This window comes from Corynebacterium sp. H127 (genome assembly GCF_037482665.1).
GTDB lineage: Bacteria > Actinomycetota > Actinomycetes > Mycobacteriales > Mycobacteriaceae > Corynebacterium.
The window spans coordinates 16,338-28,212 of the sequence record NZ_JBBHKY010000005.1; the positions used below are offsets into that span (position 1 = coordinate 16,338).

Annotated in this window: 10 protein-coding genes; 6 read left to right on the forward strand and 4 right to left on the reverse strand. The window is 59.5% G+C overall.

Features of this window, described 5'->3' with window-relative positions; all coding sequences use genetic code 11:
- Positions 1-73: 73 nt before the first annotated feature.
- The 4 genes from WG936_RS06505 (at position 74) to WG936_RS06520 (ending at position 4,197) form a co-directional block, all read left to right on the forward strand.
- Positions 74-1,240 carry an ATP-binding protein gene (locus tag WG936_RS06505; protein WP_339564225.1) on the forward strand — a complete coding sequence of 389 codons (1,167 nt, stop codon included), beginning with the start codon at positions 74-76 and terminating at the stop codon, positions 1,238-1,240.
- Positions 1,240-1,887: a response regulator transcription factor gene (locus WG936_RS06510; protein WP_339564417.1), complete on the forward strand. Its 648-nt coding sequence runs from the start codon at positions 1,240-1,242 to the stop codon at positions 1,885-1,887. Before WG936_RS06505 ends, WG936_RS06510 begins: the two co-directional genes overlap by 1 nt.
- 129 nt (positions 1,888-2,016) lie before the next feature.
- Positions 2,017-2,691, forward strand: coding sequence for a hypothetical protein (locus WG936_RS06515; protein ID WP_339564224.1), 675 nt, complete (start codon positions 2,017-2,019; stop codon positions 2,689-2,691).
- A gap of 9 nt (positions 2,692-2,700) precedes the next feature.
- Positions 2,701-4,197: a Y-family DNA polymerase gene (locus tag WG936_RS06520; protein ID WP_339564223.1), complete on the forward strand. Its 1,497-nt coding sequence runs from the start codon at positions 2,701-2,703 to the stop codon at positions 4,195-4,197.
- Here WG936_RS06520 and WG936_RS06525 read toward each other — a convergent pair.
- Positions 4,194-4,805, reverse strand: a complete 612-nt coding sequence (locus tag WG936_RS06525) for an AMIN-like domain-containing (lipo)protein (RefSeq protein ID WP_339564222.1) — start codon at positions 4,803-4,805, stop codon at positions 4,194-4,196. The genes WG936_RS06520 and WG936_RS06525 overlap by 4 nt on opposite strands.
- A 127-nt stretch (positions 4,806-4,932) precedes the next feature.
- Here WG936_RS06525 and WG936_RS06530 point away from each other — a divergent pair, with 127 nt between their 5' ends.
- Complete coding sequence (locus WG936_RS06530; protein WP_339572431.1) at positions 4,933-5,808, forward strand: sucrase ferredoxin; 876 nt, start codon at positions 4,933-4,935, stop codon at positions 5,806-5,808.
- 21 nt (positions 5,809-5,829) lie between these two features.
- Entirely contained in the window at positions 5,830-8,763 is a 2,934-nt protein-coding gene (locus WG936_RS06535) for an FAD-binding and (Fe-S)-binding domain-containing protein (protein WP_339572432.1), read from the forward strand.
- On the opposite strand, the gene WG936_RS06540 is transcribed toward WG936_RS06535, so the two are convergent.
- From WG936_RS06540 to WG936_RS06550, 3 genes are all read right to left on the reverse strand, one after another.
- On the reverse strand, positions 8,760-9,764 hold the full coding sequence (locus WG936_RS06540) for an alpha/beta hydrolase family protein (RefSeq protein ID WP_339572433.1): 1,005 nt from the start codon (positions 9,762-9,764) through the stop codon (positions 8,760-8,762). The genes WG936_RS06535 and WG936_RS06540 overlap by 4 nt on opposite strands.
- A 138-nt stretch (positions 9,765-9,902) precedes the next feature.
- A complete protein-coding gene (locus WG936_RS06545; RefSeq protein WP_339572434.1) occupies positions 9,903-11,669 on the reverse strand; it encodes a radical SAM protein in 1,767 nt (588 codons plus the stop codon).
- Positions 11,662-11,874: a hypothetical protein gene (locus WG936_RS06550; RefSeq protein WP_339564597.1), complete on the reverse strand. Its 213-nt coding sequence runs from the start codon at positions 11,872-11,874 to the stop codon at positions 11,662-11,664. Before WG936_RS06550 ends, WG936_RS06545 begins: the two co-directional genes overlap by 8 nt.
- Position 11,875 lies beyond the last annotated feature (1 nt).

The following is an 11,875-nucleotide window of genomic DNA, read 5'->3' on the forward strand; positions in this document are numbered from 1 at the left end:
ACTCTTAGTGTGGCGTGGCGAGGAAAAGAAAACATCGGGGGAAACCCGGATTTCTTTTCCTCAGGGTCATGCGATGATTGGTCGCATGATGTACCCGAAGTTTTATCGGCCGAAGACCCGCGTCGTTGGCGGCGTGGCGTCTGGCCTTGCCGTGCATCTGGGCGTAGATGTGCTGACTGTGCGCCTCGCGCTGCTCGTTTCTTCCTTGTTCGGTGGCATGGGCTTGCTGTTCTACATGGCTACGTGGATGCTGACCAAGCCGACTCCGCCGGGGCTGGAAGCGGAGATCCCTGAGAATACCTCCACCCCGCGCATCGTCAACATGGGCTTTGTGGTGGTTGGTATCGCTGCTGCCTTGTTGAGTTTTTCTTTGCTCACCGGTTTTGAGGGATCTGCGTTGATCCCAGCCTTGGTGGTTGGTGTGGGCGCCTTGGTGGTGTGGCGCGCCTATGACCAGGGCGTGGAGTCTCTGGCTAAGCCTAAGAACGCGTTCTCTATCATCTCCGGTGTTTCTTTGGTGCTGGCAGGCGTGTTCCTAGTGGCGGTGAATTGGGCTGACCCCGCGGTGTTCGGGGCTACCTTTGCCGCGGTGTTGATTACGTTCGCGGGCGCGGCGGTGCTCGCAGTGCCGCTCCTGCTGCGGATGTGGCAGCGGGTAGTGGAGGAGCGGGATGAGAAGACTGTTGCGGCTGAGCGGGCAGAGATCGCTTCGCGGCTGCATGATTCGGTGCTGCAAACACTGGCGTTGATCCAGAAGCGTGCCGGCGATGAGCAAGAGGTGGCGCGTTTGGCTCGCGGTCAGGAGCGAGAGCTGCGCCAGTGGCTTTTCGACGGCAAAACCGCCTCTACTAGTACCGTTACCCAGGCCCTGGAACTGGCAGCAGGTGAGGTGGAGGACATGTTTGGTATTCGCATCGCTCCGGTGACGGTCGGGGATGCCCCTATCACTGATGCGACTCAAGCCGCAGTGCTGGCTGCACGTGAGGCGATGGTAAATGCTGCCAAGCATGCGCAGGTATCTACTGTGGATGTGTATTCCGAGGTGTTCGGTGACGTGGAGATCTTCGTGCGTGACCGTGGCGTTGGTTTTGATCCGAAGGACGTGGATGGCTCGCGCCACGGTCTGTGCGATTCCATTTTTGGCCGCGTGGAGCGCGCGGGCGGTAAAGCAGAGCTGAAGACGGAGCCGGGTGAGGGCACAGAAATCCACATCACAATGCCGGTAGACTCGGAGACATGATTCGTGTCTTTCTTGTCGATGATCACTCCGTTTTCCGTGCCGGGGTCCGTGCGGAGATTTCTGCGCAGGTGGATATTGTCGGCGAGGCCGGTGGGGTAGCGGACGCTATTGCGGGGATTGTGGCGACGAAGCCAGACGTCGTTTTGCTTGATGTACACATGCCCGATGGTGGTGGGCAGGCTGTCATCGCAGGGGCGCCAACTCCGCGCTACTTGGCGCTGTCTGTTTCGGACGCTGCGGAAGATGTGATCTCGGTGATTCGGGCTGGTGCGCGTGGGTATGTCACTAAGTCCATTAATGGAGCTGAGCTTGTCGACGCCATTCGCCGTGTCCACGATGGAGATGCCGTATTCTCGCCTCGGCTGGCTGGCTTTGTTCTTGATGCCTTTGCTGCCCCGGACTCCCATGCGGGTGCTGGCGTGGTGGATGAGGCCGCAGAGCAGCCGGAACTGGTAGATGCGCTTACGCGTCGAGAACTTGAGGTGCTTCGCTTGCTTGCTCGTGGCTACACCTACAAGGAGATTGCTGCTGAGCTGTTCATTTCTATTAAGACGGTGGAGACTCACGCCTCGAATATTCTGCGCAAGACGCAGCAGTCGAATCGCTATGCGCTCACACGGTGGGCGCAGCGTTATGACTTGGCGTGAGGTTGTGCTGTTTTTCGCACTCCGCAGGGTTGCTGTGAGCTAGATTTTTTCCAGCTCAAGTGACAAATTCGGCGCAGGGCCTTGGTAATCCGGTTGAACTGAGCCGACAATTCCGCAATACTAGAACACGTGTTGGGAACAGGCGTTCGAAAAGAAGTGGGGATGGATCTTTCCGGGCTTAGCCGGCAAGAGCGCATCGTCGCGCTTCGAACGAGGATGGAAGCGGTGGGGGCTGCTCCAGCTCCAGAGGTGACCTCGGCGGATGTTCTCCCTGTGCCGCGGGGGCTGGATCTGCAGCTAGCCCGCCAAATGGTGTGTCAGGTCAGTGATACTCCCGCGTTTATTGTAGAGCTGATTCGGGCAGTGGTGGCGGACAATAACTTTGTGGCCATCGTTGGCTGGCCGGAGTTATTGCTTGCGGAACTGCAGTGCGGTCTCGAACGTATTGTCGCTGTTCCGGATCCGGGGCCCGATCCACTGAATACGGTAGCCGTGCTCACTGAGGGGATGGATCTGGTGCTCTATCGCACGGAGGTGCCTTTGGAACTTTCTCCGGTACGGGCGCGTCCTTTGTTGGGCAAACTGCGAAAGTCTCATGCTGTCCTGCTGCTAGTGAATGTGCGAGTGTCGTCGCCACAGCTCAGCATCACGGCGCGGGTGAGTGACTATCAGGGCATTGGCCCAGGGGTAGGGCGGATTCGTGGCATGAATATGACGGTGCATATCGTCGGGAAAACTGGTGTTACTACCCAAAGCTTGACTGTGGGCAGTGTGTCGCAGAAGCCGCAGCTTCGGGTGGTTTAGGTGCGGGTCATGGCGGTATGGTTTCCCGATTGGCCCCCGCATGCCGCTGGCGTAATGGCAGTGACTCAGGATCATCGGGTGCGCGCTTGCACTGCCTCCGCCCGTGGCAAAGGGGTGAAACGTGGCATGCGGGTGCGGGAGGCTCAGGCATTATTCCCGCAGCTCACGATCGCTGAATGGGATGAAGATAGGGATGCGCGTGAGTTTGAGGTGGTGGTTTATGGGCTGGGGGAGGTCGCTGCAAGCGTCGAGGTTTTGCGGCCGGGGCTTGCGCTTATCGACGCCGGTGCTGCTGGCCGCTTCTACGGCAGTGAGGCCCGCGCCGTGCAACTGTTGGCGGATGCGGCTGCGCTGAAAGGCGTGGATTGCATGGTCGGGGTGGCAGATGACATTGCCACCGCGGTGATTGCTGCGCGCATCGGGGCGGTGGTGGCTCCTGAGGGGAGTCAAGCCTTTTTGGCTAATCAGCCACTGGCTCTACTCATGGCTGAAGAAGCGCTGCACTGTGACGCGGATACTGTTCGAGCATTCCGCACGCTGGGCATACGTGTGCTCGGAGAATTGGCTGCGCTGCCAACATCGGCAGTGGTGACGCGCTTTGGCAGGGCGGGCTTGCGTTGTCAACGTATTGCGCAGGCCCGCGAGGATCGTAAGGTGGCGCCGGAGCTGCCGACGAGTGAGTTGCGAGTGGAACTTACTCCAGAGGAGCCGATCACCCGTGTGGATGAGGCGGCGTTCCTTGCACGCACACTAGCGGTGACTTTGCATGGGAAACTGCAGCGCGCCGGGGTGATCTGCCAGCGCCTTAAGGTGATCGCGGTGGCGGATACGGAGCTGGCGCGGGTGTGGCGCACGCGGGAACCGTTGACGGAATCGGCGACAGCGGATCGGGTGCGGTGGCAGCTCGACGGCTGGCTCACGAGTAGACAGATCCCAGAGATTACTACGCTGGCGCTCGAGCCGCTTGAGGTGAGCGTTCCTGTTCATGACCAGGGGTTGTGGGGAGCCTCCGATGACAAGGCGGCGCAGGCGCGTCGCGTGATTAATCGGGTGCAGTCCTTGCTGGGGACGGATGCGGTATTGCAGCCGCGAGCTACTGGCGGACGTGGAGCAACAGAACAGGTGGAGCTGGTGCCTTATGGGGAGGAGGTTCCGGAGCGTCGCCAAGCGGGGCCGTGGCTTGGGGCGTTGCCCTCACCGCTCCCGGCGCGCGCCGCCAGTCACCCTGCCTCGGCTATACAGCTAGTGGATGCTGCTGGGGATCCGGTTTTTGTTAGGGCGGACGCGGTCCTCAGCGGGGATCCGGTCTGGGCGGTGCAGGGCGCGCGGCGGTGTGCCGTGCTGGGATGGGCGGGGCCTTGGCCTATCGACGACCGGTGGTGGGAGCCTGACGCCGCGCAAAAATATGCCCGACTCCAATTGGTGGTAGATCAAGCAGGCGCCCAGCGCGCCTTCTTGCTGGTGTGGTTGGCGGGGCGGTGGCGGATAGAAGCTAGCTATGACTAGCTTTGCTCAAAGTCGATGACCAAGCGTTTGGGGTCTTCCAGGAAAGCTACAGAATAGGGACGCCGATCGCCTTTGAGTCCGATGACGAACTGGGAGCGGCCTTCAAAAGTTCCACCGGATACCACTTCGACCACGGCGGGGCCTTCGCCTTTAACGGGGGTGAGCTCAGGGTCTGGGATGCCTACCTCGAATGGGTAAGTGGTGCCGTCAATGTTGACGTTAAGGAAAGAGTCACCGCTGACCTTTAGATCGAGCCCGCTAGCTTGCTGCTGTGGGGTGGTGGTGTAGTCAACATGCCAGCCAGGTGTGCCCTCGCCGGCGAGCTCGATGACCACGCGATCAAAATTCTGGTGTGCTCCGGCGCGCATCGCAGTGGGTACCAGCTTCGCGGGTGCTTCGGCGCGCTGCGTCTTCATCGTGGAGTTGGTATCCCCGAGTGGTTGGATTGCGGAGGCGCTGTTGCTTCCGTCCGCGCTCAGCGATTGTTGCTGGATTTGGGTGGGCCCACCCGAAGATGTCTGATTGGAGCCACAGGCAACAAGGCCAGCGGCGAGGCCGAGGATGGCAACAACCGAGGAACTGCGGACGACACGGGTGAGGGCATTCATGCTTTTACCGTAGCTAGAGTCGCGGGAGAAATGAAGCCAGATTTGAAAATCGTTGCAGAACATTAATAACAACCGCCCCATCAGCAACAGTTAGGCTAACCTTGTTTCACATCGCTAGTGTGGGAGTATGACCACCGAACTGGCCCCCGTACTGTGCTCCGACAATCGCGTCGAGCCGCTACCCGGTACAGCAAAGACCGGAACCATCTTTGTAGCCTTTGAGCACCTGCACGGCTGGGGTCGGGACATCATGGACGGCGATGCCTTCGACTCCGAGACGACGGCGCGCCTCGCTGCATACCTCAAGCAGTTCGGCGCTAGCCTGCAGCTGATCCGTAAACCCGGACGAGAGGGGCAGCAGCGTGCAGGGCACACCGTTTTTATCGCGTTTGTGGAGCACGGGATAGTAGAAAAACTGCACGTCAATAGTGTGGCGGAACTACTTAACCTAGATATCAGCGCGCCGGGGACTTCCGGGGGCGAACGCGTGCCCCATCCAGTGGTGCTGGTGTGTACGCATGGCAAAAGAGATATGTGCTGCGCTGTCAAAGGGCGCCCGCTGGCAGCTGCACTTGAAAGCGAATTCGGCGGTGATGTTGTCTGGGAATCCTCGCATACCAAAGGACACCGCTTTGCCCCCTCGATTATCGTGCTGCCCTGGGGTTACTCCTTCGGGCACCTAGGGGAAAACGCGGCCGCAGACATGGTGCGCCACTTTCAACGCGGCGAGCTGTTCCTCGCCGGCAATCGCGGGCGGAGCTGCTATCCGGCTGCGGAACAAGCCGCCGAACTGGCGGTAGCTACCCGCTTGGTGGAACACGGCGAAGTTGTGCGACTCGGTGCACTTGTGGTCAGTGGTGACGTGGTCAGCCACAATGATGGCCGGCAATGGGAGGTCGTGCTAGAGCAGCGTCCAGTCGAGGGCGTGATCTCCTCGTGTGGGGATGCCCCGAAAGCAGGTAAAGCCTGGAAAATACGAGCAATAGTGCCACGATTGCACTAGCACACGTTTTATACTCGGCTTATGGCTAAACTCCTCACACTTGATACCTCTAAAATCGCTAAGCCTGCGGGGAGTGCGGAGGGTTTTCCGGATCATTTTCCCGAGGAACTGGCAGCGGGTACCCCGGAAAAGCTAAAGCAAGATCTGGTGGCGCTGCTAGGGCAGGAACAGGTCCATTCCCGGGCCCTTGACCTGGTGCGCTACGCCTCGGATGCCGGCCACTATCGCCTCTTCCCGCAGGTTGTGGTCTCGCCACGGGACATCGCGGACATGCAGCGGCTGCTCGCGTACTGCCGTGAGAACGGCCGCCACCTAACTTTTCGCTCCGGTGGGTCCTCCCTGAACGGTCAGGCGCAGTGCGACGACATCCTCGTGGACGTCCGGAGCAATTTCCGGGGCATTGAAGTTCGAGGCGAAACCGTGCACGTTCGTCCCGGCGAAACCCTGTCCGCGCTCAATGCTGTGCTCGCGCGCACAGGGCGCCGCTTTGCTCCAGATCCAGCATCTGCGGTGGTGGCAACCATCGGCGGCATCCTGGCCAATAACTCGGGCGGAATGCGATGCACTGTCGCGGAGGATTCTTATCATTCGATCGAAGATGCCACGATCGTGTTGCCGTCGGGAACGGTCGTCGATACGCGTGCGGCAGATGCCGAGGAGCGCCTGGCCGCTGCGGAACCGGAGTTGGTGCGCGGTCTGCTGGATATTCGTGCGCGGTTGCTTGCCGATGAAGCCCTCGTGGCGCGGCTGCGTCGCAAGTTTTCAATCCGCAATACCAACGGCATTCGCCTTGATGCTTTCCTTGATGCCGATACCCCGGTCGGTATCCTGCGTCGTCTCATGGTCGGATCGGAAGGCACGCTCGGATTCATCGCGGATGCGGACCTGCGCACCTTGCCATTGCCAACAGAAAAGGCAGTGACCTGGGTGATGCTGCCAACACTGGCTTCCGCCGCGGAGTACGTACCTAAGCTCATGGCGGCCGGTGCTGCCGCCTGTGAAATCCTAGTCAGCCCGGTACTGCGGGAATCCGTCGGTAACTTCAAGGGCGCGGCGGCCGAATGGTCAGAACTCGATGACGATGCTTCTGCGCTGTTGCTGGAAATCGCCGGCCTAGATGAGGCGGACTTGCAGGCCAAGATCGCCGCCGCCGAGGCTGTGCTCGCAGGTGCGCCTCTGACCGCTCCGCTGGACTTCATGCGGGATCAACGGGACATCGATCTGGCCTGGCAAATCCGTGGCGGCTTGTATGCCCTCTTCGGCAAGCAGCGCAAAGAAGGAACCGCACTCATCACCGAGGACGTGTGCTTCCCGCCCGCCCAGGTCGGCGAGGCCGCCAAGGATCTCATGGCATTGCTGCGCAAACACGGTTACCCGGAGATGGTGATGGGGCATGCGGCATTCGGTAACCTGCACTTCTTCATGACGCCAGCCTTTGACAACCCTACTGAAGTGCAGGCCTATGAAATCTTCATCGACGAGCTGGCCGAATTGGTCCTTGACAGCTACGACGGTTCCCTCAAGGCCGAACACGGTACCGGCTTCGCGATGGCCGCCCATGTGGAACGCGAATGGGGCAGCACCGCCTTTGAAATGATGTGGCAGGTCAAGAAGCTCCTGGACCCAGACGGGCTCCTCGCTCCCAACGTCAAGCTCACGCGCGACCAGGACATTCACCTCAAAAACTTCAAGTCCTACCCGCGCATTGAAGCCGAGGCGACGCACTGCGTGGAATGTGGTTTCTGTGAACCCGTGTGCCCATCGCGTAACGCCACCGTCACCCCGCGCCAGCGCATCGTGCTGCGCCGCGAAATGGCTCGCCAGCCCGCAGGTTCCGCCCTGCTTGCCGCGCTTTTCGACGACTATGGCTACGACGCCATCGATATGTGTGCAGCGGACGGCACCTGCGCCATCTCCTGCCCGATCTCCATTGACACTGGGGCGCTGATGAAAACATTCCGGGCGACGCAGCAAACTGCCCAAGCGAACAAAGTCGCACTCGGATTGGCCAAGAACTGGGCAGCGGTAGAAAAAGCTGCCCGTGGCGGTTTGAGCGCCGCCGGAGCAGTGCAGAAAGTACTGGGTCCGGAGCTTGGAGCAAACGTGCTGGGAGCCCTCACCGGGATAGTGCGCAGCGTAGTCTCAGAAGACCTCGTACCCTCTGCCAAGGACGGCCTGCCTCCGGCCTCTGCCGCACTGCCGAGCACTACCCGCAGTGGAGCGGCTGCGATCTACTTCCCGGCGTGCATTAACCGCATGTTTGGTCGTAGCGGATCCGGGCCTTCACTGCCGGAGACGCTGGTCGCGCTTTCGGCGCGGGCAGGCAAGCCGCTGCACATCCCGGACAATGTTGCCGGCACATGCTGCGGTACACCGTTTAGCTCCAAAGGCTTCCGCGATGCCAAGCACTATATGGCGGTACAGCTGCTAGAAGACCTGTGGACATGGTCAGAATCCGGCACGCTGCCCATCATTGTGGATGCATCATCCTGTACACACGGAATGGTGCATGATGTCCCAGCTGAACTGTCGGAAGAACAGCTCGCCCGCTGGCAGCAGATCCAGATTTTGGATGCCGTCGCCTGGGCAGCCGCGCTGCTACCTGAGTTGACAGTGAGCAATCCTGCCGGGCGCGTAGCCGTACACCCGAACTGTTCCATACAACACCTAGACCTGGTCACGCCACTGATGGCAGTTGCTTCCTTTGCCGCCAGCGATGCGTTCATCCCACTCGGTGCTACTTGTTGCGGTACCGCAGGAGACCGTGGTTTGCTGCACCCAGAACTGCTCGAATCGGCTACCGCAGATGAGCGTGCTGGGCTAGCGCTAGCAGAGCAGGACGGACATATCGATTCTTTCGTGTCCGCGAACCGTACCTGCGAAATGGGGCTGGAACAGAAGACTGGGCTCGGCTACGAACACGTGGCGTACCTGCTGGAACAAGCGACGCGTTAGCCGTGCCATTCCGCGAGCTTTGCTAGCAGTACCTTGTCCGATTCCTGCTTGGCCGTACGATTGCCCTCCACGGTGCCGCCGAGCATTTTCTCCCAGGAGCGGCCGAAGGTGGTGATGTCCTCGGAAAATATGTGGCCGGCGTTCGGGTAGACGTGTGCTTCCAGATTCGGGTTGCGTTCCGCGAGTCCGCGGGCGGCAACGTCTCCCTGCCACATCGCATCTTGCTCGCCGGCGAAGAGGAGACCCTTGCCCTGGAAATTCGCGATCGGGATCCGGGCATCTTCGGCATTGGCGGCGCGCTCCGGCATTGACTCGTAGGTGGCTCGGTACGCAGTGGGAAGGCCGAGCATCATGTCAAAGAACATCTTTGAGCTGGCCTTTGGCTCTGCGTCTCGGAAAGAGAGGTAGGGCACGGGCTGGCCATCTTTGGTGAAAGAAGAATGTTCCTCGCGGCCGAAGCTAAGTCCTTGATAGGTGTATTCGGATGGGGTGTACAGCACGATATTGTCCATCCGTGCGCCGCGGGCGGCCAGATTTGCGGTGAGCTCCGCACCTTTAGAAGAACCGATTACTGTTACTGGCTGCGGGTCAGGAACCCCGGAATCGAGATACTTGGTCACTTCGTCGAAGAATTCCAACGGCACCTCCGCGAGTGACTCTTGCTGGTTTGGTTGGCCGAAGAAGAACAAGGACAGCACCTCGTAGCCCTGCTCAGAGATGGCCTTTGCCTGCTGATAGCTTGGAGACCCCTCCGAGCCGCCGAACACCACGACGGTGCCGCGGTGCTTGCGTTCACTCGGGGTGAAGTGGAAACCGTTGAGGTAGTCGCCCTCGATGCTCTTGACCTGGGCATTGATTTCGTAGGTGGACTTATCTTGCAGGTCGGTGCTGCCCGGGACCGCGTAGCGCTTGGTGTTATAGGCGTTGATGCCGGCGATGGTGGCAACCACCAAGACCACAACGAGGACCAAAGCACCGAGGACTTTAAGAAGTTTCCGCATAGCTTGACCTTAGCGCCCAGACGTAGCGTGCAGGTTAACTTTGTGCCACAAAATATCGGACGAAATTTTCCCCGTCAACCTGCGCTAACGGCCCATGTATGCGGTGGTATTGCGCTGTTTGGCGGGGAAGATTTCTGATTATGCTTTCCAGGAGAATCGGAATTCTGGGAATGGCAGGTTAATGGTCTCCATGTGGTAAAACGCATTCTTCGCGTGCTTGGAGTAGTGATATTCCCTAGCGCGCAGCGTGGTCACCGAGATCAGGTTGCCAAAGTCAGGCAGGAAGCCCGGGGCGTGGAGAACTAAGAACGGTGTGAGGTCAAGTAGCCAGGCGTCGGCTAGCTCTTGCAGCTGCGCCGGGTAGGCATCCAGTGTGGCCACGTGGCTCATCTTGGTGCGCTGCTCATCGCCGTACACCACTGGCGCATCGGAGAGTAGCTGCACCTTGACTGCGTTCGATGCGTCACCGCCACCGTTCACCTGCCAATACGCCTTATCGACGGCGATGAAAACCGCATCATCTGGCCGCAGCGTCACCTGAGTCATCCGCCCGTAGAGGTGGCTGGAGAACAAATCAGTTGCCTGGCCATTGACCACTAGTTTGATGGCGCCAAGGCGGTACATTTCCTGCAGTGTTGGATCGCGGGAAATAAGGTTTGGCAGTGCATTAACCGGGTCAAGCAGCTCGGGGTTGAAGTTCATCAGACGCGGCACGGTGAGGTCGTCGTAAATGTGTGGCTGATTTTGCCGGATGAAGGCATCGACGAGGCGGCGACTCTCCGCTGGCTTGGGCGGGAAGCGTTTCGGCTGCGCCTTATAGAGCTCCTTCTGTAGCGAGCAGGTATAGGCGCGCGAGCCGCGGGTGTTGTTGCGTTCGATGGGGCAGCCGGCGAAGCAGAGATAGAACCAGGGGCAGGCGCGGCATTCTTGGGAGAGGGGTTCGTTGTTGGCTTCGTATTGTGCGATGGTGCGGGAACCGGCGTCGATAAGCTCCGGCATACCCAACTGGACCATGTTGCCGAACTTGAGTGCGGGTTCTGCCTGGCCACGATGGCACGGGTAGACATCGCCGTCTTTCTGGACCAGGAAGTTGTTTTCACCGCAGTTGATCTGGTTCGTGCAGTAGCCGTGGGTAAATTCTTTGAACCATTCGTAGTAGATGGCGCGCTCGAACTTGGTGCCGTGGAAGTGCTCTTGCAGCGCGCGCAGGAAAGCGACCATTTCTTCCTGGTCGAGCTGGGAGACGTAGCTGGAGTTGGCGCTGTCATAAGCGAACATGATGTAGAAGTCGGTGCACATGTCGAAACCATGTTCATCCAGCCACTCAATGTCTGCGATGAACTCGGCGATCCGTCGGAGATGCTCCTTTCCGACGACGCAGCTGATCCCCTTGGCGTAAGGGTAGTCCTTCAGAAGCAGCACATTGTCTCGAGTGCGTTGGAGCGTGGACTTGCCTTGCTTAGTGGTGCGTAGCTCATGATGCAGCGAGAAGGGGAGGTCAAAGCTTCCAGAGATGGAGACACGGAACTCCTCGTACAGTGGCCGGAGCACATGAAAGTTGTACAGGTTTGTCTTGATGTGGATTGGGCTGAGCGTGCGGCTACCCAGCGCCTTCAGCTCGCTGCGGTAGCGCTCGCGGTAGTCGAAGTAGGCCTGGAAGAGCTCGCGGAGTACTGGCTGGGGGAGTAATGAGATCTCGGCGCCGTGGAGGAGAAGCGCATCAATGAGGATGCCCTGGTGTTCAAGGTGGCCAGCAATCAAGTGGAACTGGGAAACCACATCATCGTAGGTGTCGCGGTTTTCGGTGAGATCCCCAAGATAGCAATAGGAGCATCCCAGGTTGCAGTACTGGTTTGGGACGAAGGTCAGCTTGATGGCTTGATGGAATAATTGCAGGTCAGCCATTGTTATTATTGTTGTTATTATTGTTATTGTTGTTGTTCGAGCTGCTGCCGCCTGTAGAAGAGCCACTCCAACCGCGCATCCGCAGTTCGTTTCCGACGATGTCCGTCCAGCCGTCGTTAAAGCTGCCGGTCTGCTGGAACAAGGTGCCATTGGCGAGCGCTTGATCTAGCTGGTTTTGTCTGAGCCACGTTTGAAAGTCAGTCACT

What these genes read in the sequence shown, in the direction of transcription:
- WG936_RS06505 (WP_339564225.1), top strand. Translation starts at nt 74, where the DNA reads ATGATTGGTCGCATGATGTACCCGAAGTTTTATCGGCCGAAGACCCGC.
- WG936_RS06520 (WP_339564223.1), top strand. Translation starts at nt 2,701, where the DNA reads ATGGCGGTATGGTTTCCCGATTGGCCCCCGCATGCCGCTGGCGTAATG.
- WG936_RS06525 (WP_339564222.1), bottom strand. Translation starts at nt 4,805, where the DNA reads ATGAATGCCCTCACCCGTGTCGTCCGCAGTTCCTCGGTTGTTGCCATC.
- WG936_RS06530 (WP_339572431.1), top strand. Translation starts at nt 4,933, where the DNA reads ATGACCACCGAACTGGCCCCCGTACTGTGCTCCGACAATCGCGTCGAG.
- WG936_RS06535 (WP_339572432.1), top strand. Translation starts at nt 5,830, where the DNA reads ATGGCTAAACTCCTCACACTTGATACCTCTAAAATCGCTAAGCCTGCG.
- WG936_RS06540 (WP_339572433.1), bottom strand. Translation starts at nt 9,764, where the DNA reads ATGCGGAAACTTCTTAAAGTCCTCGGTGCTTTGGTCCTCGTTGTGGTC.
- WG936_RS06545 (WP_339572434.1), bottom strand. Translation starts at nt 11,669, where the DNA reads ATGGCTGACCTGCAATTATTCCATCAAGCCATCAAGCTGACCTTCGTC.